At 66.8% G+C, this 24,345-nt stretch carries 23 protein-coding genes and 1 pseudogene; 12 read left to right on the plus strand and 12 right to left on the minus strand.

All coding sequences use genetic code 11. The features are described from left to right. Positions 1-73 precede the first annotated feature (73 nt). Genes C1A30_RS11990 through C1A30_RS12010 form a run of 5 tightly spaced genes read left to right on the plus strand, consistent with a single transcriptional unit; the run spans position 74 to position 5,041 of the window. Entirely contained in the window at positions 74-925 is an 852-nt protein-coding gene (locus C1A30_RS11990) for an ABC transporter substrate-binding protein (protein WP_101948536.1), read from the plus strand. Between the two features lie 14 nt (positions 926-939). After that, positions 940-1,731 carry an amino acid ABC transporter permease gene (locus tag C1A30_RS11995; protein WP_101948537.1) on the plus strand — a complete coding sequence of 264 codons (792 nt, stop codon included), beginning with the start codon at positions 940-942 and terminating at the stop codon, positions 1,729-1,731. Then, positions 1,728-2,492, plus strand: a complete 765-nt coding sequence (locus tag C1A30_RS12000) for an amino acid ABC transporter ATP-binding protein (RefSeq protein WP_101948538.1) — start codon at positions 1,728-1,730, stop codon at positions 2,490-2,492. The genes C1A30_RS11995 and C1A30_RS12000 overlap by 4 nt, the downstream gene beginning before the upstream one ends. A gap of 17 nt (positions 2,493-2,509) precedes the next feature. After that, on the plus strand, positions 2,510-4,096 hold the full coding sequence (locus C1A30_RS12005; RefSeq protein ID WP_235009836.1) for a gamma-glutamyltransferase family protein: 1,587 nt from the start codon (positions 2,510-2,512) through the stop codon (positions 4,094-4,096). Between the two features lie 9 nt (positions 4,097-4,105). Then, positions 4,106-5,041 (plus strand): sigma-70 family RNA polymerase sigma factor, encoded by a 936-nt coding sequence (locus C1A30_RS12010; RefSeq protein WP_101948539.1) that lies wholly within the window; start codon positions 4,106-4,108, stop codon positions 5,039-5,041. Here C1A30_RS12010 and C1A30_RS12015 read toward each other — a convergent pair. Continuing rightward, positions 4,980-5,594 (minus strand): annotated as a pseudogene (locus C1A30_RS12015) (carboxymuconolactone decarboxylase family protein); the annotation flags it as partial. The gene C1A30_RS12010 and the pseudogene C1A30_RS12015 sit on opposite strands and share 62 nt — an antisense overlap. Positions 5,595-5,752: 158 nt before the next feature. On the opposite strand from C1A30_RS12015, the gene C1A30_RS12020 reads away from it, so the two are divergent. Next, positions 5,753-6,037, plus strand: a complete 285-nt coding sequence (locus C1A30_RS12020; RefSeq protein ID WP_200828242.1) for a hypothetical protein — start codon at positions 5,753-5,755, stop codon at positions 6,035-6,037. 37 nt (positions 6,038-6,074) lie between these two features. Here C1A30_RS12020 and C1A30_RS12025 read toward each other — a convergent pair whose 3' ends face one another. From C1A30_RS12025 to sdhC, 4 genes are read right to left on the minus strand one after another with little or no spacing between them, the layout of a single operon-like run. Then, positions 6,075-6,851 (minus strand): succinate dehydrogenase iron-sulfur subunit, encoded by a 777-nt coding sequence (locus C1A30_RS12025; RefSeq protein WP_067807209.1) that lies wholly within the window; start codon positions 6,849-6,851, stop codon positions 6,075-6,077. 1 nt (position 6,852) lies between these two features. Then, a complete protein-coding gene (gene sdhA, locus C1A30_RS12030; protein WP_101948541.1) occupies positions 6,853-8,607 on the minus strand; it encodes a succinate dehydrogenase flavoprotein subunit in 1,755 nt (584 codons plus the stop codon). A gap of 14 nt (positions 8,608-8,621) precedes the next feature. Next, a complete protein-coding gene (locus C1A30_RS12035; protein WP_101948542.1) occupies positions 8,622-9,104 on the minus strand; it encodes a succinate dehydrogenase hydrophobic membrane anchor subunit in 483 nt (160 codons plus the stop codon). Further along, positions 9,101-9,529 carry a succinate dehydrogenase, cytochrome b556 subunit gene (gene sdhC, locus C1A30_RS12040; RefSeq protein ID WP_101948543.1) on the minus strand — a complete coding sequence of 143 codons (429 nt, stop codon included), beginning with the start codon at positions 9,527-9,529 and terminating at the stop codon, positions 9,101-9,103. The genes C1A30_RS12035 and sdhC overlap by 4 nt, the downstream gene beginning before the upstream one ends. 243 nt (positions 9,530-9,772) lie before the next feature. On the opposite strand from sdhC, the gene C1A30_RS12045 reads away from it, so the two are divergent. From C1A30_RS12045 to C1A30_RS12060, 4 genes are all read left to right on the plus strand, one after another. Then, a complete protein-coding gene (locus tag C1A30_RS12045; RefSeq protein ID WP_101948544.1) occupies positions 9,773-10,198 on the plus strand; it encodes a cytidine deaminase in 426 nt (141 codons plus the stop codon). An 81-nt stretch (positions 10,199-10,279) separates the two neighbouring features. Then, positions 10,280-10,765, plus strand: coding sequence for a DUF2231 domain-containing protein (locus tag C1A30_RS12050; protein WP_101948545.1), 486 nt, complete (start codon positions 10,280-10,282; stop codon positions 10,763-10,765). A 37-nt stretch (positions 10,766-10,802) separates the two neighbouring features. Beyond that, a complete protein-coding gene (locus C1A30_RS12055) occupies positions 10,803-12,098 on the plus strand; it encodes a thymidine phosphorylase (RefSeq protein ID WP_200828243.1) in 1,296 nt (431 codons plus the stop codon). Beyond that, positions 12,095-13,183 carry an adenosine deaminase gene (locus C1A30_RS12060; protein ID WP_101948547.1) on the plus strand — a complete coding sequence of 363 codons (1,089 nt, stop codon included), beginning with the start codon at positions 12,095-12,097 and terminating at the stop codon, positions 13,181-13,183. Before C1A30_RS12055 ends, C1A30_RS12060 begins: the two co-directional genes overlap by 4 nt. On the opposite strand, the gene C1A30_RS12065 is transcribed toward C1A30_RS12060, so the two are convergent. The 4 genes from C1A30_RS12065 to C1A30_RS12080 all read right to left on the minus strand — a co-directional run bounded on the left by C1A30_RS12065 (position 13,180) and on the right by C1A30_RS12080 (position 17,540). After that, entirely contained in the window at positions 13,180-13,995 is an 816-nt protein-coding gene (locus tag C1A30_RS12065) for an alpha/beta fold hydrolase (protein WP_101948548.1), read from the minus strand. The genes C1A30_RS12060 and C1A30_RS12065 overlap by 4 nt on opposite strands. Positions 13,996-14,154: 159 nt before the next feature. Next, entirely contained in the window at positions 14,155-15,438 is a 1,284-nt protein-coding gene (locus tag C1A30_RS12070; RefSeq protein WP_101948549.1) for a primosomal protein, read from the minus strand. Positions 15,439-15,468: 30 nt separating this feature from the next. Continuing rightward, a complete protein-coding gene (locus tag C1A30_RS12075) occupies positions 15,469-16,698 on the minus strand; it encodes an NRAMP family divalent metal transporter (protein WP_101950146.1) in 1,230 nt (409 codons plus the stop codon). Beyond that, a complete protein-coding gene (locus tag C1A30_RS12080; protein ID WP_101948550.1) occupies positions 16,695-17,540 on the minus strand; it encodes a magnesium transporter in 846 nt (281 codons plus the stop codon). The genes C1A30_RS12075 and C1A30_RS12080 overlap by 4 nt, the downstream gene beginning before the upstream one ends. Before the next feature lie 105 nt (positions 17,541-17,645). On the opposite strand from C1A30_RS12080, the gene C1A30_RS12085 reads away from it, so the two are divergent. Continuing rightward, the gene (locus tag C1A30_RS12085; RefSeq protein ID WP_101948551.1) at positions 17,646-18,623 is read left to right on the plus strand and encodes a hypothetical protein; all 978 of its coding nucleotides are present in this window, start codon (positions 17,646-17,648) and stop codon (positions 18,621-18,623) included. A 10-nt stretch (positions 18,624-18,633) separates the two neighbouring features. On the opposite strand, the gene C1A30_RS12090 is transcribed toward C1A30_RS12085, so the two are convergent. Continuing rightward, complete coding sequence (locus tag C1A30_RS12090; RefSeq protein ID WP_101948552.1) at positions 18,634-19,509, minus strand: maleylpyruvate isomerase N-terminal domain-containing protein; 876 nt, start codon at positions 19,507-19,509, stop codon at positions 18,634-18,636. Positions 19,510-19,668: 159 nt separating this feature from the next. On the opposite strand from C1A30_RS12090, the gene C1A30_RS12095 reads away from it, so the two are divergent. Further along, positions 19,669-22,986, plus strand: coding sequence for a LuxR C-terminal-related transcriptional regulator (locus C1A30_RS12095; RefSeq protein ID WP_101948553.1), 3,318 nt, complete (start codon positions 19,669-19,671; stop codon positions 22,984-22,986). A 7-nt stretch (positions 22,987-22,993) separates the two neighbouring features. Here C1A30_RS12095 and C1A30_RS12100 read toward each other — a convergent pair whose 3' ends face one another. Further along, the gene (locus C1A30_RS12100) at positions 22,994-24,043 is read right to left on the minus strand and encodes a C40 family peptidase (protein ID WP_101948554.1); all 1,050 of its coding nucleotides are present in this window, start codon (positions 24,041-24,043) and stop codon (positions 22,994-22,996) included. Beyond that, positions 24,043-24,342 carry a type VII secretion target gene (locus C1A30_RS12105; RefSeq protein WP_101948555.1) on the minus strand — a complete coding sequence of 100 codons (300 nt, stop codon included), beginning with the start codon at positions 24,340-24,342 and terminating at the stop codon, positions 24,043-24,045. Before C1A30_RS12105 ends, C1A30_RS12100 begins: the two co-directional genes overlap by 1 nt. Between the last annotated feature and the right edge of the window lie 3 nt (positions 24,343-24,345).

The raw sequence follows: 24,345 nt of genomic DNA on the forward strand, positions 1-24,345 counted from the left end.
ATCGTTTGATAGGCCAGCGTGTGGCGAGCGTCACTCTGACGCCTCGCCGAACCGCCCCAGTCCAGGAGGAACCGTGAAGAAGTCCGCCCTTGCCGGTGTCATCCTCGGCGCCGTCGCCCTCGCTCTGACCAGTTGTTCGTCGTCGTCCGAACAGGCGGCATCGACTCCCACCGGACCCGCCAAGGTCGCCCCGCCGGCGATCCTGCAGGCGGGCACGCTGAAGATCTGCACCGAGAACGACGGCACGCCGCCGAGCGTCTACCACGACGAGACCGGCGCCCTGGTGGGTAGCGAGGTCGATCTGGGCAAGGCCATCGCGGGCAAGCTCGGGCTCACCCCGCAATTCGTCGAGTCCGCGTTCGCCGCCGTCATCCCGACCCTGCAAGCCAAGCAGTGCGACGTGATCATGGCGCAGCTGTACATCAAGCCCGAGCGCGAGAAAGTCGTCGACTTCGTGCCCTACATCTGGTCGGGCACCGGAATCGCAGTGTCGAAAGCACATCCGGCCGCGATCACCGGATTGGACGACAGCATGTGCGGCAAGAAGGTGATCGTCGCGGTCGCGACGACGGCCGAATCGCTATCGCAGGAGCAGTCCGACAAGTGCACGGCCGCAGGCAAACAAGGGGTCGACATCACCCGCAACAGCCACGCCGACGTATCCATCCAACAAGTGCAGAACGGCCAGGTCGACGCCTACCTGGACACCGCCGAGTCGCTGGGGTACTACGCGACCAAGACCGGCGCACAGATCCAGATGGCGGGCCAGCCCTTCGGCACCATCAAGATCGGCGCGGCCACGCTGAAGGGAAACACCGAGCTGCACAACGCAATTCAGGACGCGCTCAACCAACTGGAATCCGACGGCACGTACAACAAAATCCTGGGGCAGTGGGGGCAGACCGACCTGAGCATCAACAGGTGATCGGCGGGTCGTAGATGCACTTCGATTGGCCGTTCTTCTGGAAGAGCCTGGTGACGCCCAGTGCGCCATTCCTCAACGGGCTGCTGCTCACCATCGTGATCTCGGTGGTGGCAATGCTTTTGGCCACCGCCCTCGGACTGATCATCGCCCTGATGCGACGGTCGCGCTACGCGGTTCTGCGCTGGTGCGCCAGCGTGTACATCTGGGTCATCCGCGGCACGCCGCTGCTGGTCCAGTTGGTGCTGATCTACACCGGGCTGGCCGCCGTCGGCCTCTACCAGTTCCACGATGTCTCGCTGGTCGGCTTCTCCGTCAAGGCAGCGGTGCAGGCCGCGATCCTCGGGCTGATGATCAACGAAAGCGCCTACATCGCCGAAATCATCCGTGCCGGACTGGATTCCGTGCCGAAGGGACAGTTCGAGGCGGCGGCGTCGCTGGGGATGAAGCCCGGGAAGGTGATGCGGTGGATCATCGTGCCGCAGTCCCTTCGGGTGATGGTGCCGCCGCTGGGCAACTCGTTCAACGGCATGATGAAGACCACGTCGGTGTTGTCCGTGATCGGCGTCAGCGAGATGTTCCTGGTCACGCAGTCGATCAGTTCGTACACCTTCCACACGTTCGAGATCTTCATCGTCGCAGCGATCTACTACCTTGCGCTCACCACGATCTGGACCTTCATCCAGGCTGACATCGAGAACCGGTTGGCCCGCCAGTTGGGCATCGAGCAGCGGGTCAGGATCACACAACGGCTTCTCGGCGCCCGCCGCGCGGCAGCCTCGACCCCGGTCCTGCAGGTGCACGGATGAGCGCGACGGCCCCCATCGTGTCGATCCGGCAGGCGTCGTGCACCCTGGGCGGACGCAAGGTGCTCGACGACGTCTCACTCGACGTGATGCGCGGACAGGTTGTCGTCCTGATCGGACCGTCGGGTGCGGGCAAGACGACGCTGCTGCGGTCAGTGAACCACCTGGAAACCGTTGACAGCGGCGAGATCCTGGTCGACGGCGTGCCGATCGGGCACCGCGACAGCACCAGCAAGAAGAAGGTCAGCACCAGTGAGCTCGCCCGGCGCCGTCGCGAAATCGGCTTCGTGTTCCAGCATTTCAACTTGTTTCCGCACATGACGGCCGTCGAGAACGTCTGGAACGGCCCCGTCCGAGTGCTCGGGACGCCGAAGGACAAGGCGCGTCAGGACGCATTGGACCTGCTGGAGCGGGTCGGCCTCGCGGACAAGGCCGAGTCGAGACCCAGCCAGCTCTCGGGTGGTCAACAACAACGCGTCGCGATCGCGCGGGCATTGGCGATGCGGCCCAAGGTGATGCTGTTCGACGAACCGACCAGTGCGCTCGACGTCGAGATGGTCGGCGAGGTGCTCGCGGTGATGCGGGAACTGGCCCAGGAGAACATGACGATGATCGTCGTGACCCACGAGATGCGGTTCGCCCGCGAGGTGGCCGATCGCATCGTCGTGATGGACGCGGGCCGCATCATCGAGGACGCCCCGCCCGCGCAACTGTTCGGCCACCCCGAGCACGAGCGCACCAAGGCGTTCCTGTCCACCATCTAGTGAGGAGTCCATCCAACGTGTCCAGTCCGTCGACGTCGTTCACCGGTGCGCTCGCCAGCCCCCACGCGTTGGCGACCGAGGCTGGCATGCGGACATACCGCGACGGCGGCAACGCGATCGATGCGGCCATCGCCGCGGCCGCCGTGCTCACGGTCGTGTACCCACACAACGTCGCGCTCGGCGGTGACCTGATCGCGCTGGTGCGTACTCCGGATGGGGCAATCGAGTGTGTGAACGCATCGGGTTGGGCGGGCGCCGCGACCGATGCCGCCGGTCTGCGGGCACGGCACGGCGACTGGTTACCGGCCCGCGGCGCCGACGCGGTGACGGTGCCCGGCGGCATCCGCGGTTGGGAGGCGTTGCGCCGCTTCGGTGCCCGGCTGTCGTGGGAGCACACCCTGCGCGCGGCGGAGGAGACGGCGAAGACAGGTGTCGCGGTGGCGCCGTCGCTGGCCGCCCACATCGCCGATGCCGAGAATGCCGACCTGCATGGCAGCGAGGATTTCGACAGGGTCTTCCGGCCAGGTGGTCGCAACCTACACGCCGGTGACGTCCTTGTGCAGCATGCGCTGGCCGACTCGTTTGCAGAACTGCGCGACGTCGGTCCGGACACGTTCTACGAGGGCGCACTCGCCGAGCAGTCGGTCAGGTATCTGCGGTCCCACGGATCCGTGCTGACGGTCGACGATTTCGCAGAATTCCAACCGGAGACGGCGCCGCCGATCACGGCGGATTTCGGCGGCGTGACGGTGGTGACGAGCCCGCCGAACACGCACGGTTTCCTGTTGCTTCGCGCGCTGCGGGCGGTGGAGGAACTCGGCATCGCCGATCCACTCGGCGACGGGCTGGGGGCGTTGATGCGAATCTTCCACCGGGGCAACGCGTTACGTGCAACGGAGTTGGCAGATCCGCGGCACGTCTTCGTCGACGTCGACGCGCTGGTGAACAAGGGCCTCGACGAGTCCGCGGAGATCGGTGCGGCACAGACCTGCCCGCCGTTGGTGCCGCACGGCGACACTGTCGGTGTGGCGGCGGCCGACGCCGACGGCTACGCGGTGTCGTTGATCCAGAGCGTGTACCACGCTTTCGGGTCGGGCCTGGTCGACCCCGCCACCGGGATCCTGTTCCACAATCGGGGCACGAGTTTCTCGTTGGACGATACCTCGCCGAACGTGATCGCGCCGCGTAAACGGCCCGCCCACACCCTGATGCCGGTGATGACGACCGATCGGGGCAAGTTGCGTCACGTGCTCTCGACGATGGGTGGTCAGGGCCAACCGCAGATCCTCGCGCAGGTGTTGTTGCGTGCGCTCGCGGGGGAGGCCGCCGAGTCCGCGGTCAGCGCGCCCCGTGCCGTGGTCGGGCTGCAGGCCGACGGCGGCACAATGGATTCGGTGATCGCAGAAGCCGATCTGCATCCCGCGGGGGTGGCCGCCGTCGAGCGCGCAGGCCTGACGCCGACGACCGTGGCCGCGCACACCGAGAACCTCGGCCAGACCAACGTCGTGTTCGTCGACGACACCGGTGCGATGACCGCGGCATCGGATCCCCGGTCGGACGGCGCCGCGGTCGTCACGCACTACCCGCGTTTCACCAAGCCATAGACTCGGTGCATGACCGCAAGCACGCGGGTCGACGAGTTCGAGGAGTTGCGCCCGCACCTGCTGGCCGTCGCGTATCGGCTCACCGGCACGGTCGCCGATGCGGAGGACGTCGTGCAGGACGCCTGGCTGCGGTGGAGCGGCGCGTCGGAGGCCGTCAATGACCTGCGGGCGTGGCTGACCACCGTGGTGAGCCGGCTGGCGTTGGACCGGTTGCGCTCGGCCGCCAAGCGCCGCGAAACCTATGTCGGCGAATGGCTGCCGGAACCGGTGGTCACCGGGCTGGAGGGCAACGATCCGCTCGCGGCGGTGGTGGCCGCCGACGATGCGCGGTTCGCGGCGATGGTGGTGCTCGAGCGGTTGACGCCGGATCAGCGGGTGGCGTTCGTGCTGCACGACGGCTTCGGGGTGCCCTTCACCGAAATCGCGTCGGTGCTCGGCGTCAGCGACGCCTCGGCCAGGCAACTGGCGTCGCGCGCCCGTCGTGCGGCGGCGTCCGCACCGCCCGCGGTGCCCGACCCGACCCACAACGAAGTCGCAGGCTCACTGATGGCGGCGCTCGCCTCGGGCGACATGGAAGCCGTTGTCCGCCTGCTGCATCCGGAGGTGACGTACACCGGCGATGCGAACGGCAGGGCGCCCACCGCCGCGCGGGTCATCGCCGGACCCGACAAGGTGGCCAGGTTCCTGTTCGGGCTGGCCCGCCGCTACGGACCGAACTGGCTGGCGGGCGCGCAGCTGGCGCTGGTCAACGGCCAGGTCGGGTCCTACACCGAAGGCGCTCCGGCCCGCGAGGGTTATCCGGCGCTGACGCCCAGGGTCACGGCTATGACGGTGCGCGACGGAAAGGTCTGCGCCATCTGGGATATCGCCAACCCGGACAAGTTCACCGGCTCGCCGCTGCGTCCTGATCAGCCCACGGAACCCGGCACGCGTCCCCCGAGTTGAAGCCCTGCTCGGTGATGCCAAGCGCTGAGTACATGCGGGCCCGCATGTTCTCCACGCCGATCTGGTAGGTCAGCTCGATGACGCCGTCATCGCCGAAACGCCGCCGAAGATCGTCGACCTGCTCGTCGGTGATGGTGTGTGGATCGGTCGTCATCGCGTTGGCGTAGGCGATCGCGGCGCGCTCGTCGTCGGTGAAACGCGGTGACGTCGCGTAGTTGTCGATGTCCTTCAGGCGGTCGACGTCGAGGCCGTCGAGCCGCTGCAGCATCGACCCGAAGTCGACACACCACGAGCAGCCGACGGTGCGGGCGGTCCAGAACACCGCCAACTCCCGGACACTGGCGGGCAGCTTCTTCGACCCGGACTGCAGCAGCGTCTCGTGCACGGCGTTGGCCACCAGCAGGCGGGGGTGATGCGCCGCGACGGTGAACGGTTCTGGCACCTCGCCGAAGCGGCGCCTGGCGAACCGGTACATGACGCGGGTCAGCAGGCCGGCCTGCTTGGGCGCGACGGGAGCGATGCGGGTTTTCTGTGTCATACCCGTTAGACGAGATAGCGCCGCGATATGTGACATCGCTGGTAACGACTCTGCCCGGCCGCCGATAATTCAGATGAGTGAGATCAAGTCTGGCCAGGCATCGGACTTGGGCGGACACGCTGGGAGTTGACCTCCTCTTTTCCTGATGGTGTCAAGGAGACGAGGAGTGGTGGATGAACATCAAGCAGGTGGTGGCGCAGGGCTCGATCGCGGCTGTGCTTGCGGTGGGCGCGATCGGGGCGGCCCCCGCAGCGGGCGCGGACCCCGACTGGGACTGGCATCCTCGCGACGAGTGGGTGTGGAACAACTGGAACGGCAACGACTGGAACCAGTGGTGGCGGGTCAACAAGTGGCGCAACGACGACCGCCCGCCCTGGGGCTGGGGCGGGCCGCCTGCCGTGTACTGGCGCGGCGGGATACCGCACGACCTGGACTACTGTGTAGCGATTTGGGTGTGACGAGTCGCGGACAGCGCGACCGTACACACCGAAATCGCTAACGCGCGAACATCAGTGCGCGCTTGACCTCCTGGATGGCCTGCGTCACCTGGATGCCGCGCGGGCAGGACTCCGTGCAGTTGAACGTCGTGCGGCAGCGCCACACGCCGTCCACCTCGTTGAGGATGTCCAGTCGCTCGGCGGCGCCCTCGTCGCGGCTGTCGAAGATGAACCGGTGCGCGTTGACTATCGCGGCCGGCCCGAAATACGAACCCTCGCTCCAGTACACCGGGCAGCTGGTGGTGCAGCACGCGCACAGGATGCACTTGGTGGTGTCGTCGTAGCGCATCCGGTCGGTCTGGCTCTGAATGCGTTCGCGGGTGGGCGGATTGCCGCTGGTGATCAGGAACGGTTTGACGGCGCGGTAGGCGTCGAAGAACGGCTCCATGTTGACCACGAGGTCCTTCTCGACGGGCAGCCCACGAATCGGCTCGATCGTGATGGTGAGCTGCTTGCCGGGCTTCTTCGGCAGCATGTCGCGCATCAGCACCTTGCACGCCAACCGGTTCACGCCGTTGATCCGCATCGCGTCGGACCCGCACACGCCGTGGGCGCACGACCGCCGGAACGTCAGCGTGCCGTCCAGATACCACTTCACGTAGTGCAGCAGGTTGAGCAACCGGTCGGTGGGCAGGCACGGGACGCGGAAGCTCTGCCAACCGGCGGCGTCGGGGTCCTCCGGGTTGAAGCGGGCGATCTTCAGCGTGATCATCACCGCACCCTCGGGCACCGGCGGTGCGGCGCCCTCCGTGGTGTCGACAGCTGGTGCGCTCATATCAGTACTTCCGTTCCATCGGCTCGTACCGCGTCATCACCACCGGCTTGTAGTCCAGCCGGATGTCGGACAGCAGCTCGCTGCCCTCCTTGTAGGCCATGGTGTGCCGCATGTAGTTGGTGTCGTCGCGGTTCGGGTAGTCCTCGCGGGCGTGTCCGCCGCGAGATTCCTTGCGGTTCAACGCGCCGACGACCGTCACCTCGGCGAGCTCGAGCAGGAAGCCCAGCTCGATCGCCTCGAGTAGGTCGCTGTTGTAACGCTTGCCCTTGTCGTGCACCGTGATTCGGGCATATCGCTCCTTGAGCGCGTGAATGTCCGTCAACGCCTGCTTCAACGTCTCCTCGGTGCGGAACACTGCGGCGTTGTTGTCCATCGACTGCTGCAGGGCGGTGCGGATGTCGGCGACGCGCTCGTTGCCGTGCTCGCTCAAGATGTCGCCCACCCAGCTGACCACCATGCCCGCCGGATCCGACGGCAGGTCGACGTGGTCATGGCCCAGCGCGTAATTCGACGCCGCGATGCCTGCCCGGCGGCCGAACACGTTGATGTCCAACAGTGAATTCGTGCCCAGCCGGTTGGCGCCGTGCACTGAGACGCAGGCGCATTCGCCCGCCGCGTACAGACCGGGCAGCGGTGTGGTGTTGTCGCGCAACACCTGTCCGCTCACCGTCGTCGGGATGCCGCCCATCACGTAGTGACACGTGGGGTACACCGGCACCAGTTCCTTGACCGGGTCGACGCCAAGGTAGGTGCGGGCGAACTCGGTGATGTCGGGCAGTTTGGTGTTGAGTACGTCCTCGCCGAGATGGCGGACGTCGATGTAGACGTAATCCTTGTGCGGGCCTGCGCCGCGGCCCTCGAGCACCTCGCGCACCATCGAGCGGGCGACGATGTCGCGTGGCGCCAGGTCTTTGATGGTCGGGGCGTAGCGTTCCATGAACCGCTCGCCCTCGGAGTTGAGCAGGATGCCGCCCTCGCCGCGCACCGCCTCGGAGATCAGAATGCCAAGGCCCGCAAGGCCTGTCGGATGGAACTGGTGAAATTCCATGTCCTCCAACGGAAGTCCTTTGCGGAACACGATGCCGAGGCCGTCGCCGGTCAGCGTGTGCGCGTTGGAGGTGGTCTTGTACATCCGGCCCGATCCGCCGGTGGCGAGCACGATCGCCTTGGCGTGGAAGACGTGGATGTCGCCCGTTGCCAGTTCGTAGGCGATGACGCCGGTGGCGACGGGGCCCGCGGCGGTCTCCGTGAGCGCCAGGTCCAGTGCGTAGAACTCGTTGAAGAACTGGACGTCGTGCTTGACGCAGTTTTGGTACAGCGTCTGCAGGATCATGTGGCCGGTGCGGTCGGCGGCGTAACAGGCCCGCCGCACGGGCGCCTTGCCGTGGTCGCGGGTGTGCCCGCCGAACCGGCGCTGGTCGATGCGGCCCTCAGGGGTGCGGTTGAACGGCATCCCCATCTTCTCGAGGTCGAGCACCGCGTCGATGGCTTCCTTGCACATGATCTCGACCGCGTCCTGGTCGGCGAGGTAGTCGCCGCCCTTGACGGTGTCGAAGGTGTGCCACTCCCAGTTGTCCTCTTCGACGTTGGCCAGCGCGGCACACATCCCGCCCTGCGCCGCGCCGGTATGCGAACGCGTCGGGTACAGCTTGGTCAGCACCGCGGTGCGCACGCGCGGACCCGCCTCGACGGCCGCGCGCATACCCGCGCCGCCTGCGCCGACGATGACGACGTCGTAGCGATGTTCAATCAGCATTGATCAGCTCCCCGTCACGAGATGTTCGCGTCGAAGGTCACCAGCACATAGGTGCCCAGCACCAACGTGAAACCTGTCACCAGCAACAACAGCGAATTCAGATAGAACTTGGTGATGTTCTTGCGGGCGTAGTCGCCGATGATGGTGCGCATCCCGTTGGCGCCGTGCACCATCGCGAGCCACAGCAGCGCCATGTCCCAGATCTGCCAGAACGGCGACGCCCAGCGCTGCGCCACGTAATTGAAGTCGATGCGGTACACGCCGCCGTCCCAGACGAGCCCGATGAACAGGTGGCCCAGCGCGAGCACCACCAGCGCGACGCCGGAGAACCGCATGAACAGCCACGCGTACTTCTCGAAGTACGGGATGCCCCGCGGGCGACGCGGCGCGCGTGGGTGGTCGAGGCTGGCCGGCCGGTCGTGCTCTTTCTCCTGAACGGGAGCCAGGCGGCCCTCGCGGTGGTGAGGGGTCCAGGTCGTCCCCGATGTGTCGGTCATAGGAATCGCTCCGCCATGTGCATGCCGATGACGCCGAGCGTCGGGATCATCACGGCGAGCCACACGCCCGCCACGATCCACAACATCAGCTTTTGATAACGCGGTCCGTGCTGCCAGAAGTCGATGAGGATGACGCGGATTCCGTTGAGGGCGTGGTAAAGCACCGCCGCCACGAGGCCGATCTCCATCAGACCGACGATCGGAGTCTTGTAGGTGTTGATGACCTCGTTGTAGGACTCGGGGCTGACCCGCACCAGCGCTGTGTCCAGCACGTGCACCAGCAGGAAGAAGAAGATGGTGGCCCCGGTGATGCGGTGCAGCACCCAGGACCACATGCCCGGATCACCGCGGTACAGGGATCGTCTGCGCGACGGATGGGGAACCGGCGCAGGCACCGCCGGTGTCGCGGGTGTCGCAGTACTCATCTGGCCTCCAACGCCATCGGTGGACGCTTGGGCTCGGAGCCGTACCGGCGGCGACGTCCGGCTCGGCTGAAAAGAACCTGCCCAAACCTCGGGGCGACTCTAAACCCACTTCTACAGCTAAACGAACTACGGTTTAGCCGTCTACATGGTCAAAAACGCGAAAGTTAGGGTTACCTATTCCGGACGGCGGTCGGCGGGCCACATTTTCGGAATGCATTCAGAATCGACCCCTGCGAGGTTGCGATGACATCCGAGATCGACTGGAAAATGTTGCGGCACAAGGCAACTGAAGCCTCAGCTCACGCCTACGCGCCGTATTCCGGGTTCGCGGTCGGTGCGGCCGCGCTGGTCGACGACCACCGATTGGTGGCGGGCTGCAATGTGGAAAATGTCTCATATGGCCTAGGTCTCTGTGCCGAGTGCGCTGTGGTTTGCGCGCTGCATTCCAGCGGCGGCGGACGGCTGATCGCGCTGTCATGTGTGGACGCGACCGGCGAGGTGCTGATGCCCTGCGGGCGCTGCCGGCAGGTGCTTCTCGAGCACGGCGGAGCCGAACTGCTGATCGATCATCCGCTCGGTCCTCGGCCGCTGAGCGTGCTGCTTCCCGACGCGTTCGGCCCGCAGGACCTGGCCCGCGTCAACGAGCCCGCACACGAAGAAACACCGTGACCGGCTTCATATTTAGCCCGTTTGAGGCGGCCACACCCGGGTAGTCCTGTGCCGTCACTCATGCGCATAAGGAGGCGACACATGGAGAGTCGGGTCAAGGCGTTGGGGCACGCGATTCATCCCATGCTCATACCGTTCCCGCTCGGCCTGCTGGCCACGGCGGTGGTGTTCGACATCGTGTATCTGGTGACCGACCGGCCCGGATTCGCGGTCGCGTCGGGCTACATGATCGGAGCGGGGATCATCGGCGGATTGTTGGCGGCGCCGTTCGGCTGGATCGACTGGTTCAAGATCCCGGCGGGCACCAGGGCCAAGAGCATCGGGCTGGTGCACGGCCTTGGCAACGTCGTGGTGGTGGTGTTGTTCGCGGTGAGTTGGCTGCTGCGGGTCAGCAACGGCTGGGATCCCACGGCGTGGGCGCTGGCGTGCAGCTTCGTGGCAGTGGTGCTGGCCGTCGCGACCGCGTGGATGGGCGGCGAACTGGTCGAGCGTCTTGGCGTCGGTGTCGACGAGGGTGCGGCCATCGACGCGCCGAGCTCGCTGAGCCACCGGCACGTGACCGCGTAGCCGAATTCCGTTGCCCGTCACCGGTAACGTAGCGCCGGTGACGGCGTTTGATGCTCCGACCGTCATCCGGACCAAGCGCGACGGCGGTGTGCTCTCGGATGATGCGATCGACTGGGTGATCGACGGCTACACCAACGGCCGGGTGGCCGACGAGCAGATGTCGGCGTTGTTGATGGCGATCTACCTGCGCGGCATGACGGGTGCCGAAATCGCCCGCTGGACCGCCGCGATGGTGAACTCCGGTGTGCGGTTGGATTTTACGGATCTGCGACGGGACGGCAAGCCGCTGGCGCTGGTGGACAAACATTCGACGGGCGGGGTCGGCGACAAGATCACCATCCCGTTGGTGCCGGTCGTGATGGCGTGCGGGGGAGCCGTGCCGCAGGCGGCCGGACGCGGCCTCGGGCACACCGGCGGCACCCTCGACAAGCTGGAGTCCATCGCGGGTTTCACCGCGGAAATCTCCAAAGCCCAGATTCGCCAACAACTTTGCGATCTGGGCGCGGCCATCTTCGCCGCCGGTGAGCTGGCGCCCGCCGACCGCAAGATCTATGCGCTGCGCGACGTCACCGGCACCACCGAATCGCTGCCGCTGATCGCGAGTTCGGTGATGAGCAAGAAGATCGCGGAGGGGACTCGCGCGCTCGTGCTCGACAGCAAGGTCGGCAGCGGCGCGTTCCTGTCCACCGAGGCCGAGTCCCGCGAACTGGCCCGCACGATGGTGGAACTGGGCACCGCGGAGGGCCTGGTGACCCGTGCGCTGCTGACGGACATGGAGACGCCACTGGGCCGCACGGTCGGCAACGCCGTCGAGGTCGAGGAATCGCTGGAAGTGCTCGCAGGCGGGGGACCCGCCGACGTGGTGGAGCTGACGCTGGCGCTGGCCACCGAGATGCTGGACGCGGCGGGCCTGGACGGCGTCGACCCCGCGCAGACGCTGAAGGACGGGTCGGCAATGGACCGGTTCCGTCAGCTCGTCGCCGCGCAGGGCGGAGATTTGTCCCGACCGCTGCCGATCGGTGCGCATTCCGAGACCATCACCGCGCCGCGCGATGGCACGATGGGACTCATCGACGCGATGGCGGTGGGTCTTGCGGTGTGGCGGCTCGGGGCGGGCCGCTCCGTGCAGGGCGAGCGGGTCCAGTTCGGCGCGGGGCTGCGCATCCACCGGCGGCCAGGGGAGCCCGTCGCCGCAGGTGAAGCCGTGTTCACCCTGTACACCGACACACCGGAGCGGTTCGAGGGAGCGATGTCGGAACTCGACGGCGCGTGGAACGTCGGCGACGACGCGCCGCCGGACCGGCCGCTGATCATCGATCGGATCGTCGGATGACCACCCCGCTGAATCTCGAGTCGATCAGGCAGGCGCCGAAGGCCCTGCTGCACGACCACCTCGACGGTGGCCTGCGGCCCGCTACGGTGCTGGAACTCGCCGGGACCACGGGTTACGACGAACTGCCCGCCACGGACGTGGACCAGCTCGCCGCGTGGTTCCGCACCGCCGCGCACAGCGGGTCGCTGGAACGCTACCTCGAACCGTTCGCACACACCGTTGGGGTGATGCAGACACCGGAGGCGCTGCATCGGGTGGCCTACGAGTGCGTCGAGGACCTGGCCGCCGACAACGTCGTCTACGCCGAGATCCGGTTCGCCCCCGAGTTGCACATCGACCGCGGGCTGTCGCTGGACGCGGTCGTCGACGCCGTGCTCGCCGGATTCGCCGACGGTGAGAAAGCCGCAAGCGCGGAGGGTCGCGGCATCACCGTGCGCTGTCTGGTGACCGCGATGCGGCACGCGGCACGCTCACGCGAGATCGCCGAACTGGCCATCCGGTTCCGCGACAAGGGCGTCGTCGGCTTCGACATCGCGGGCGCCGAGGCGGGATATCCGCCGACGCGGCATCTGGACGCGTTCGAGTACATGCGAAGCAACAACGCGCGCTTCACAATTCACGCCGGCGAGGCGTTCGGCCTGCCGTCCATCCACGAGGCCATCGCGTTCTGCGGTGCCGACCGGTTGGGCCACGGCGTGCGGATCGCCGACGACATCACCGTCGGACCCGACGGCGTCGCGCACCTCGGTAGGCTGGCAGCGCTGTTGCGGGACAAGCGAGTTCCGTTCGAGATGTGTCCGTCGTCGAATGTGCAGACCGGCGCCGTCGGCAGCATCGCTGAGCACCCGTTCGACCTGCTGGCCCGGTTGCGGTTCCGGGTGACCGTCAACACCGACAACCGGTTGATGAGCGACACCACCATGACCCAGGAGATGCTGCGTCTGGTCGAGGCGTTCGGCTACGGGTGGAGCGATCTGCAGCGGTTCACCATCAACGCGATGAAGTCAGCGTTCATCTCGTTCGACGAGCGACTGTCGATCATCGACGACGTGATCAAACCGCGCTACGCCGTGCTCGTCGGCTAGCCGAGCACGCTCCGCAGCCTGTCGGCGAATTCCGTTGGTGCGCCCATGAATCCGCCGTGGTCGCCGGGAAACTCGACCGGCGCGACACCGAGCAGTCCGGCCACCGCTATCGAGGTGCGGTAGGTCAGCAGTTGACGTGAGTCGACGCCGATGCCGATCACCACGCGGGTCGGGCCACTCCTCAGCGCGTCGACGTCGGGCACGAACCGCGTCGTTGGGCGCAGGTCGATCTCGAAGAACCGGGTGTTCTCGCGGATCTCTCGATCGGACGGTGCTTTCTCGGGCGGGGCGTCGCCGGGATCCAGGCCGAATCCGGCGTTGCGCATGAAATGGGCCCAGGCGGCGGCGAACCCGTCGCGGTGAAAGGTGTCGACGATCGCCTCGGTGGCCGCCCGCTGTTCAGTGGCGTCGGGCAGCAGTTCCAGCAGCGGGGGTTCGTGTGCGACGAGGGTGCGCACGCGTCCCGGATGCCGGGCGACCAACGCCAGGCCGGTGACCGCACCGCCGCTGGACCCGAACACGTCGGCCGATTCGGCGTGCAGGTCGTCGAGGATCGCGATGAGGTCGTCGGCGCGCTGTTCGACCGTCGACGCCGCGTGCTGGTCCTCGACCGGGCTGTCGGCGTAGCCGCGGGGATCGAAGGTGACGACGGTGTGGTCGATGGCCAGGCCGTCGGCCAGCGGCGCGAACTCTGCGGACGCCATCGGCGAACCGGCGACGAGCACCAGCGGGCCGCTGCCCCGGACCTCGTAGTGCAGACGGGCGCCGGGGACGGTGACGGAATGGACGGTGGGAGTGCTAGGCAAAGTCATACCGGTGCAGACCGTGGCCGACCCAGGAACTCATCGCGACGGGCTGGGTACTCATCATCGGTTGGCTAGGGGCGAGATCGACACCATGGCCACGGATTGACGCCCAGAGCCCCCTTCGACAGCCGTCACGTCGAAAACGGCTGTAGCACGCAGAAGACCCTATTCCTGGCGCAGCCGCGATTCGACGAACGCCTCCAGCGCCTCCCACTGCTGCACCGCCTCGGCGTACGGCGGCTTCGGCCGGCCGACGGTGTCCGGGTCGAGCACGTGCGCGATCAGGTGACCCAACGGCTGGTCGGGGTCCAACGACTCGTCGACCGTGGTGTCCTCGGAGTATTCGCCGATGTCCCTGAGGAATTCGACGGCGAGCTCCAGCTGGTCGCGGTCGATCGCGTCGGGGCCGTCCGCGAGGTCGTCGACGATGCCGGTGAGCACGTAGACGTTGTCGTCGTGGACGTCGACCCGCAGGGAGCCGTCGGTGGCCGCGGTGCGGATGTCGTCGTAGGTCGCGAGGTCGGACAGGTCGTGGTCGTGCTCGTCGGCGAGGTAACGCGCCAGCGCGCCGCCGGAGGTGAACACGCTGACGCGCCCGTTGCGGCCCAGGAAGATCGGTGTGTCGTCGAGGTAGCAGCGCAACGTGTAGTAGGTGCCTGCGCTGGTCATGATCCGCACCGGGTCGATGCCGACCTTGAGCCAGAAGTCGTCGTCGCTGCCCAGCACCAGTCCGGCGGCGTGGTCGGCCAGATCGCTGGTCTCCTCGGCGTCGGTCTGCTCGCCCTCGGTGTTGTCGGTGTCCTCGGCGCCGTCGGCGTCGGTGACTTCCTCGACTTCCTCGGGTTCGGGGGCGGGCTCGGCGAGTTGCGCCTCGGCCTTCTCCGCAGCCGCCTTGTCGACGTCGGGGATGGTGACGATCTCGTCGATCGCGTCGACCACGTTGTCCCAGCCGCGGCCGATCACCGTCTCGATCTCGGCCCAGCGCTTGCGGCCCGCGCGGCCCGCGAAGGCCTCGATCCCGCCGCCGACGGTGCCGAGCACCGGATTGCCGTTGAAAAACTTGGTGATCGCGGGCATCTCACACACCGAGCCGATGGACGACACGATCGCCAGCGTGCGGTGTAGCTCCTTGACCGTCTCCTCGCTGGGCTTCTCGGCGACCAACTCTTCGAGGCTGACGAGGTCGTACTGGCGTTCCTCCGGCGGGTCGAACGTATGCGCATTCGCCTCGGTCAGCGCCTGCCACGCGGGGTGGTCGACCAGGTCGTTGTCGGTGTTGGTCCGCACGAAGGCCGCCAGGTCGGCGACCGACTCGAAGGCGTACAGATCCTCGTCCTTGCCGAGGAACGCCTCCCACTCGTCACCCGCATCGCGCCAGCGTGGAGCCCACAATGTGTACAGGTCGCCCTTGGTCAGCGCGAGCCGGATCGGCACGATGTCAGCAGCCATGGCGCACAGCCTAACGACGGCGGCTGGCCACTAAGCCATCAGGGACGTGACTCCAAGCACTACCACGCACAGCAGCACCACCCCGGCGGTCAGACCGTATACCGCGGTGCCCGCCCTGCCGACCGCGAAGCGACCCATCAGGTCCCTGTCGCGACCGATGCCGATCATCGCGAACAGCAGCGGGATCAGCAGCACCGCGTTGAGCACCTGAGTGGACACCAGGATCGTCACCAGCGGGACCTTCGGGATCAGCACGACGAGCGCGCCCAGCACGATGACGAATCCGTACGTCAGGTAGAAGGTCTTGGCCTCGTCGTAAGGGTCGTCGAGTGCAGCCTCGACTCCGGCGTACTCGCACACCGAATATGCAGTCGACAACGGCAATACTGAGGCAGCCAGAAGCGCGGCGCCGATGAGCCCCACCGCGAACAGTGTCGCCGCTGCATCCCCCGCCAGTGGTTGTAGCGCGACGGCCGCATCGGCGGCGTCATTGATCGAGCGGCCGTCACTGTGCAGCGTCGCGGCGCAAGCCACGACCACGAAGAAGCCGATGACGCCGGTGAGCACGGCGCCCGTCACCACGTCGACGCGCTCAAACGGCAAGTCTTCGGTGCGCAGCCTCTTGTCCACGGCGTACGACTGGATGAAGGACAGTCCCCACGGCGCCAGCGTGGTTCCTACGGTGGCGGTCACGATGGTCACTGCGTCAGCGTTGACGGGCATGGTCGGAACGAGAAGACCACGCAGCCCTGCGTTCCAGTCGGGATCAGCGAGGATCCCGGAAGCGATGTAGGCCAGGAACACCGTCGATACCAGCAACAGCACATGCTCGACCCGGTGGAAGCTGCCGCGCAACACCAGGAATGAAACGACAGCTGCTGCAGCCGGGACACTCGCATAACGACTGATGCCGAAGAGTTCAAAACCGGCTGCTATTCCGGCGAATTCGGCGCAGGTGGTGCCGATGTTTGCGACCACGAGAGTCGCGAGCACGGCTCCGCCCAGTCGGACGCCGTAGCGTTGGCGCACTAGACCGATCAGGCCTTGGCCGGTGATGACGCCCATGCGAGCGGCGAGACCATGAAACAGCACGAGTGCGACGGTCGACAGTAGGAGCACCCACAAGAGCTGGTAGCCGTGGTCGGCGCCCAGCACGGAATACGTCGTTATGCCTGCGGGGTCGTCGTCTGAAAGGCCGGCGAGCAGACCAGGTCCGACCACCGCCAGCAGCGCACCGAAGGTGAACCGCTTGGTCTTCACCTGGCGGCTCTCGTGGGGCTGTGGCGGCGACGTGGCCACACATGCGAACGGAGCAACCGCCGTCCGCGCAATGCCGGTGCGCGTGCGAGGCGGTGCTGCCACCGTGTCGCGTGCTCGGTGGGCAGAGCGGCGACGATCTCGGCCACCGCTTCGTCGGGCATCGCCCGCAGGACTCGTTCTGCGACCACCGGATGGCTGACGCGCACGACCTGTGCCGCGACGTCAGGGGCCTTGGTGGCCAATATCTCGGTCGCCGACTGCGTGTCGAGCCGGCTGATCACAAGGGCGAGTCCGCGAGCATCGAGTAGATGAACCGCCGAGCGAGGCGTCGCGAGTTGCACGGCACGGCCGCGGTCGGAGGTGAGGTGCAGCTCGCCCCACGCGACGGCGTCACCGCGGGCCCGCGTTGCCAGCCTGCCCAGTCCCAACCGTCGCAGCACGGCGCCGAATCCGACTTCGACGCCCACCACTTCGAGGCGTCCGTCGGCGGTGCGGGCGAGCACGACGTCGGCGACACGGGCGAGACGCTGCCCCGCGATGTCGACCACTTGGGTATCCAAAACGTCACGCGCCAAGAGGATTTCGTCGACAGCGAACGCGTCCTCGAGAGATTGAACCGTGAAGCGGTCGGGGGCGTCGTCGAGCATGATGGCGTCGTGCTGAGCCGATCCGACTGCCGTCGACGGCACCAGCACGTCGGAGGTTCGGCGACGCCGCACCAATATCCGTTCGACGCGCCCCGAACCTCGGCGCAGGCCCACTGTCAGGTCGGCAAGGCGGCCGACCAGCGCGCCGTCCGGACCGAGGACGGTGCGGCCGATGAGCCGGCTGAGAAGCAGCACTCCAGGAGCATGCCGGAACACCCAAGGCTCGGTGTGGACAATGTTGGGTTCGGTAGTCGCCCGTTACCGAATACTTCCCGGCATGAGTGTTGACGAGGATCGGCGGTGTCGCGCCAATTCGTCGCGTTCGCCCCGTCCATTTCCACCCAGGTGAACGAGTTCTTCAGCGGGACGCGGAAGGTCATCTTCTACGCTTTGTACGCCGTGCTCGCGGCGGCGGCGTTCGCGCTGACGATGGTGAAGCCGTTGAGGCCGTGGATCGCCTGGTCCTTGAGCGCGGTGAGCGCGGTGATCGTGCTGGGTTCCCTGGTGTGGCCCGCCTACATGTGGTGGCGTTCGCGGCGAAAGATTCTCATCACCGTCACGAGCGACGGCGTGGCCGTCGATCATTCTCCCGGCAAGGTGTTTTCGCTTGCGCACGCCGAACTGGGCCCATGGGTGACGATGGGCGTGGCGCTTCACCTGCATTCCGGCTCGCATCGCTTCGTCCTCGGCGGGCGAGACAGCCGGATTGCTTCGGAGATGCGACTCGACGCGCCGCCGGTGTCCGGCGTCGACGCGTGGGTGTGGGCCTCGGAGTTCGAGGAGGTCCTCGCACTGGGCGAGCGTCGGCCTGCGCCGGAGGGAGCGACCAGGTGTCTGCTGTATCCGAACCCGTACTTGGCCGAAGAGGTTGGGCCGCTTGGTTTTCGGAAGCACCTGCATACCCAGCCAAGCCTGTTTCTCGACGTTGGCGACGACGCGATCCGGATCATCGACCCGAGCAGCGATGTGATGAGTGCCTCGGCGGCTATGGCACAGGTCGCCGCAACACCGGCGGCGTTTCGGCCGGAAGGCGCCGTCAGCGGCGACGGCACTGCACATGGCTACCCGGTGATCACCGGCCTCGTCATCGGTGTGCCGGGTGCGCAGCCGCTCACCATCGGATGTCTCGACCTCGTGCGGTCGGAATTCCGGTTTTCCTGGGGTGTGAATGCGGCAAGGCCGAACGAGCGCCCCGCGTATGTGGTCTCCGGGGGAGACTGGCTGACGCTCGTTGAGGCGTTCGGGTTGACCGCGCAGTTGCACGACAGCCGCGGCTAGCCAGGCCGATTCAGGGGTTGTAGAACAGTTCCTTGAAGCGAAGGCCGAGCCACGGTCGGCGGCCCATCGGCACAATCCCGCCGCGCAGTAGCGCTCGAAACACCGGCATTCGCCCGTAGGTAACCAGCAGGTATGTCACCGGATCGGCGGACAGCACGCAGTCCACGGGCCCGTCTGCGGCCCGCACCTCGGCCGTCCCGTCAGCCACTCGAATGACATATCGGGGCCCATTACCCCTCAGCCGAATCTCATACGTTGCGGGCACATCGCGTGCCGCGTCGGGTCGCACCACCAGTGGCGACATCTGAGGGCACACCGTGCCGACGATGAGTTTGGCGTGCGCCGCGGAGATCGGCCACGGCCGATCCGTTCCTCTGGCGATGTCATATCCGTGCACCGTCAATTCTCCAAGCGCCAGCGCGGTAAGGCAGTCCACGGAGCGGGTTCGATTCGCGCCATACCACGGCGTCTCACACTCCATGGTCGGGTCGGCCGTCGTCGCGAGTCGTAAAAACCGTTGTGCGCCCTCGGCGATCAGCTCCGCGACCCGTCCCGCATCAGTGTGGTCGACCGTAGCGATGGTGGAGGCGTTGCACGCCGCCAGCCGGGTAGGGAAGTCTGCGTCCAGGTACTGCTTCGCGCTAAGCACTTGAGGCTGCGCGGTTATGGCCGCAGTGAAGGCGTTGAGCACGATGAGAACATGGGCGGCGGTCTCGCCGACGCTCCAATCAGTACCGGCGGCCCGGCGTTGAGTGTCGTCGACCTCCCGCAGCAGTGCGGTGAACCGCTCCGTCGCCGTCTTGATCGCCGACCGTGCCGCTTCCCGGTCCAGTTCTGGTACCGCGGATTTGCAGTCGCCCCTTGCTGGGCTGGGGTGAACGCTCATCGTGGCCTCCTCGGGTGGTTACAAGTCGAGGATCCGATGTCGTCGGCGCGAGATCGTCGGCGAGAACGCGTAAATCAGCGCGGTGCCGGGTCGCATATCCGCGCCGCAACCGAGGCAATCTACGCGGTTCCGCTGATGTTTCACGGTATTGGGCACTGCATGCTGGCTAACATGAACGGAACTGGGCCGAAGGCGGATACGCCACGGTTGAACTGGAGCGATCTGGGCGTGAGCGAGCTGCCGACGGGGACGGTGACGCTGTTACTGGCCGACATCGAGGGTTCAACGCGGTTGTGGCAATCCGAACCGGAGGCGATGACGGCTGCGATCGCGCGGCTGGATCACATCATGTGCGACATCGTCGCGATCCACCATGGCATACGGCCCGTCGAACAGGGCGAAGGCGACAGTTTCGTCATCGCCTTCGCGCGTGCCAGTGACGCGGTGGCGTGCGCCCTGGAATTGCAGCGGGCACCGCTGGCGCCGATCCGGCTGCGCATTGGCGTGCACACCGGTGAGGTGCAACTGCGTGACGAAGGCAACTACATGGGGACGACCATCAACCGGGCCGCCCGGCTTCGCGACCTGGGACACGGTGGGCAGACAATCCTGACTGGGGTCACCGAAGACCTGGTTGCCGATCGGCTGCCTGCCGATACCTGGCTGATCGATCTCGGCCTGCATCAACTGCGCGACTTCCCGCGCCCAGAACGCGTGGTGCAGTTGTGTCACCCCGACCTGCGCAACGAGTTCTCTCCGCTGCGAGTTCGGCAAACCATTGCACCCCAACATCTTCCAGAGCAGTTCACGAGTTTTGTCGGCCGCCAGACCGACCTCGACGATCTGCGCGGGCTCCTTGCCTCCACCCGTCTTGTGACGCTGACCGGGGCAGGCGGTATCGGCAAGACTCGTCTGGCGATCGAGATGTCGTCAAGACTCGCTGACGAATTCGACAGTGGTGTGTGGGTCGATCTCGCCGCAATCACCGATCCGAACCTGGTGCCTGTCGCAGTGATCCGCGCGCTCGGCCTACCCGACCAGAAGGGCAACTCCACGATGGACTTGCTCGTGCGGTTCATCGCAGACCGGCGGATGTTGTTGGTGCTGGACAATTGCGAACACTTACTGGATGCGTGCGCGGCGCTGGTGGTCGCGGTGCAGGGCGGATGTACTGCGGTGACGATAGTGGCCACGAGTCGCGAGCCGATAGGGGTACCCGGCGAGGTGAGTTGGCGCGTGCCGTCGCTGTCGCTGACCGACGAGGCAATCGAATTGTTCACCGACCGGGCTCGGCACGTCCGGCCCAACTTCCGCATCACCGATGAGAATTCGGCGGTGGTGACAGAAATCTGCCGTCGCCTCGACGGGGTGCCGTTGGCGATCGAGCTGGCGGCGGCACGGGTGCGCGTCTTGTCGTTGACCGAGATCCGCGACGGTCTTCACGACCGCTTCAGATTGTTGACCGGCGGTGCACGCACGGTCGTGCGTCGCCAGCAGACGCTACGGGCGTCGGTGGATTGGTCCCACGCGCTGCTGACTGCCCCAGAGCGGGTCGTATTCGCCCGGCTGGCGGTGTTCATGGGTGGGTTCGATCTCGACGCCGCAGCGGCGGTCGCTTGTGGCGGCCCCGTCGAACGATTTCAGGTCCTGGATCTGCTCGCGCTTCTGGTGGACAAGTCTCTCGTTGTCGCTGAAAGCACAAACAGCTCAACGCGATACCGACTACTCGAGACGGTGCGTCAGTATGCGTTGGATAAGCTCGGTGAGTCCGGTGATGCCGACGATGCGCGAACTCGGCATCGCGATTACTACACGGCTATGGCAGCAGCGCTCGACGCTCCGGCAGTTAGCAGCCACGAGCGTCGCCTCGAGCAGGTCGACAGCGAAATCGACAACCTGCGGGCGGCTTTCGCGTGGAGCCGGGAGAATGATGACTTCGAGAGCGCGTTGCAACTGGCCTCTTCCTTGCAAGCGCTGTGGGTGCTGCGGGGCCGCTTACGAGAAGGGCTGGCGTGGTTCGACGCAGTACTCACTGACCAACGCGCAGCGCTGGCTGACCTGAATCCCGCAGTGCGCGCAGCTGCGCTCGCCGACTATGCGGTGCTCGATGCTTATACGGGCGCCACCGCCCGCCTCGACCAAGCCCGCGAAGCCCTGGCGATCGCACGGGAAGTCGACGATCCCGCATTGGTTGCACGAGCCCTCACCGCTTGCTGTGCGAGCGCGGTCTACGACCCGCAGGTGGCCCGATCCTATTTCGAGGAGACAATCGGCCTGGTCCGTTCGATAGGCGACGCCTGGCGGCTCAGCGACGTCCTGGGCTGGCAGGCGCTTGGGGCGATCGCGACGGGCGAACCGTTGGCCATTCGGGCTCCCGCCGAAGAGGGACGCGCCATCGCCGAGTCCATCGGTGACTGGACAATCTCGCGGCGGTGTCGTTGGGCCGTCGGAATCGCCCTGTTGATGGCCGGTGAGATCGACGACGCCGTGGCACAACTGCGCGAGGTGGTCGCGGAGTGCGACGAGGCTCACGATGTGGTTTGGCGATGTTCGGCTCTCTTCATGCTGGCACTCACGCTGGCGCACCACGGGGAGCCCATCGCGGCCAGGAAGGCGGCATGCGCGGCGATCGACGACGCCGCCGACCTTCCGGGGTTCTACTCGGGTCTTGCCCATGCCGCGTTGACCGCCTCGGCTCTTGCAGCCGGTGACGTTGCCGCAGCGGACGAAGCAATCGCGGCGGGCTGGCACTTGCTCGCTGTGCAACCCAACATGATGGCGATCTGGAACATCTTCCCGGCCCAGGCTGCGTTGGCGCGCGGCGACCTGACCGCTGCGCGGCGCCAGGCCGACCATATCGTCGCAACGACAACCGGTTTGCACTTGTCGCTGGCACTGACCACGCGTGCCGGGTTGGTGTTATCGCAGGGTGACCCCGATCAGGCAGATCGAGACGCGCACGACGCGCTCGCGATCGTCGCCGCGGTGGGGGCCAATGGAGGTGTTCCCGACAATCTCGACATTCACGCCTTGATTGCTGTGGTCGCCGGTAGGCATCGCGAAGCGGCGCGGCTGTATGGCGCCGCAGATGGTGTACGGCAGCGCAACGCTCAGGTCCGCTTCAAGATCTTCGACTCCGTTCACGAAGCCGCAGTTGTTGCGCTCCGTGAAGCAATGGGCGACAGGGACTTTGATTCCGCGTGGGCCGAGGGGACGGGATTGTCGACCGGTGAGGTGATCGCGTACATACAGCGCCGCCGTGGCGAACGGAAGCGGCCCGCAAGTGGCTGGGCGTCACTGACACCCGCCGAGCGGGACGTCGTCCGATTGGTCGGTGAAGGCCTCGCCAACAACGACATCGCCGCGAGGCTGTTCATCTCTCCGCGCACTGTGCAATCCCACCTCACCCACGTCTACACCAAACTAGGGCTCACTTCGCGCGTGCAACTGGCTCAGGAAGCGTCTCGGCATGACTGACGACCGGTCACCCGGTCGGTCGCCAGAAGCCCTGAAAACCTTGGCCCGCGTTCGTCGTTCGGATCGGTGACAGCTGAACGGGATCGCCTGCCTCGATCATGGTCCCGTTCCCGACGATCATGGCGACGTGGCCGTCCCACACCGCCAGGTCGCCCGGCCGCAGCGAACCGCCGTCGACGGCCGCCCCGATGTCCTGTTCCTGCGCCAGCCGCGGGATGTCCAGGCCCGCTTCGTGATAGGCCCACTGCGTGAGTCCGCTGCAGTCCAGCCCGACGCCTGGCGCGGTGCCGCCCCACTGATACGGCACGCCGAGTTGCGTAAGCGCGTGCCGAACTGCGCTGGCCGCTACCGGGTTCGGCGCCATCGCGGTGCTGCCGTCGGGCAACCGGACCGCGAACCCGTCGCCGAACACCGCGGCATCCGGTAGCGGCGCCGGATGCGACGCGAGCTTGGCGAGCTCGCCGAAACCGCCCGACGATGTCGGCGGCGGCGCCGCCGTACCGGGCATAGGGCTCATCGGCGGGATGGACGGGCTGGCCATGCCCGCCGGCGTGGTCGCCGGCGCCGCCGAGGCCGGGCTGCTCAGTGTGGTCGCGTGCCCCCGCAACTCTGCGCGCAGTTCCTCGACCACCGCGACGGCCTCGGCGAGCGCCCGCTGCGCCTCGGCAAGCAGTTCTTTTTCCACTGCAGGCGAGTCGAGGTAGGGCTCCAGAGCAGCGGCCCGCGCCTCGAATCGCTCGACGATGTCCTCTAGCCGGTCGTTGGCACGGGCCACCGCCGCGCCCGCGGTCTGCGTGACCACGCTGAGCTGCTGCACCCTGTCGGCCAGCGCCTCGGTGGCGATGACCGTCGCCGCCGCGAACTGTGCCGCGGCGTCCGCGCCTGCGCCCGACCACGTCTGCCCGGCATGCAGCCACGCGCGGCCGGACGCCGACGCGATGTCGGTCAGCGACTCGTGCGCCGCGGCCAGCCCCAGATCGCCCGACCAGCCCGCGCCGATCAGCGACTGCACCTCACGGATGGGAGCCGTCAGCGCCAACACCAGTGCACTCGGCATCAGTACACCCCGGACACTCGCGTCCCCGCCTGCGCGTCGGCGCTGTCGTAGGAGCCCGCCGCGTGGTGCGCTGTGCGACAGGCGGTCTCCATCCGGTCGGCCAACGCCGTCACCGCCCGGGAAGCCTCGGTGGTGGCCTCGGTCAATGCGGCCAGGAACCGGGTGCCGACGGGCCCCAGCATCGTGTCCGACGCGGCGTTCGGTGTGGACGCCAGGGCGGCCGCGACCGCGGCGAGGTCCACCGCGTGGGCCGAGTTGGCTGAGCCGAAGGCGCGGACGGCATCGGTATCGGCGAACATGCG

This window comes from Mycobacterium sp. 3519A, from assembly GCF_900240945.1.
In the GTDB taxonomy this organism is placed as follows: domain Bacteria; phylum Actinomycetota; class Actinomycetes; order Mycobacteriales; family Mycobacteriaceae; genus Mycobacterium.

Bases quoted from the DNA above. Each gene is read 5' to 3' on its own strand.
- C1A30_RS12100 (WP_101948554.1), bottom strand. From the start codon at position 24,043: ATGCCGAGTGCACTGGTGTTGGCGCTGACGGCTCCCATCCGTGAGGTG.
- C1A30_RS12060 (WP_101948547.1), top strand. From the start codon at position 12,095: ATGACCACCCCGCTGAATCTCGAGTCGATCAGGCAGGCGCCGAAGGCC.
- C1A30_RS12020 (WP_200828242.1), top strand. From the start codon at position 5,753: ATGAACATCAAGCAGGTGGTGGCGCAGGGCTCGATCGCGGCTGTGCTT.
- C1A30_RS12065 (WP_101948548.1), bottom strand. From the start codon at position 13,995: ATGACTTTGCCTAGCACTCCCACCGTCCATTCCGTCACCGTCCCCGGC.
- C1A30_RS12105 (WP_101948555.1), bottom strand. From the start codon at position 24,342: ATGTTCGCCGATACCGATGCCGTCCGCGCCTTCGGCTCAGCCAACTCG.
- C1A30_RS12025 (WP_067807209.1), bottom strand. From the start codon at position 6,851: ATGAGCGCACCAGCTGTCGACACCACGGAGGGCGCCGCACCGCCGGTG.
- C1A30_RS11995 (WP_101948537.1), top strand. From the start codon at position 940: ATGCACTTCGATTGGCCGTTCTTCTGGAAGAGCCTGGTGACGCCCAGT.
- C1A30_RS12095 (WP_101948553.1), top strand. From the start codon at position 19,669: ATGCTGGCTAACATGAACGGAACTGGGCCGAAGGCGGATACGCCACGG.
- sdhA (WP_101948541.1), bottom strand. From the start codon at position 8,607: ATGCTGATTGAACATCGCTACGACGTCGTCATCGTCGGCGCAGGCGGC.
- C1A30_RS12010 (WP_101948539.1), top strand. From the start codon at position 4,106: ATGACCGCAAGCACGCGGGTCGACGAGTTCGAGGAGTTGCGCCCGCAC.
- C1A30_RS12090 (WP_101948552.1), bottom strand. From the start codon at position 19,509: ATGAGCGTTCACCCCAGCCCAGCAAGGGGCGACTGCAAATCCGCGGTA.
- C1A30_RS12035 (WP_101948542.1), bottom strand. From the start codon at position 9,104: ATGACCGACACATCGGGGACGACCTGGACCCCTCACCACCGCGAGGGC.
- C1A30_RS12045 (WP_101948544.1), top strand. From the start codon at position 9,773: ATGACATCCGAGATCGACTGGAAAATGTTGCGGCACAAGGCAACTGAA.
- C1A30_RS12070 (WP_101948549.1), bottom strand. From the start codon at position 15,438: ATGGCTGCTGACATCGTGCCGATCCGGCTCGCGCTGACCAAGGGCGAC.
- sdhC (WP_101948543.1), bottom strand. From the start codon at position 9,529: ATGAGTACTGCGACACCCGCGACACCGGCGGTGCCTGCGCCGGTTCCC.
- C1A30_RS12050 (WP_101948545.1), top strand. From the start codon at position 10,280: ATGGAGAGTCGGGTCAAGGCGTTGGGGCACGCGATTCATCCCATGCTC.
- C1A30_RS12000 (WP_101948538.1), top strand. From the start codon at position 1,728: ATGAGCGCGACGGCCCCCATCGTGTCGATCCGGCAGGCGTCGTGCACC.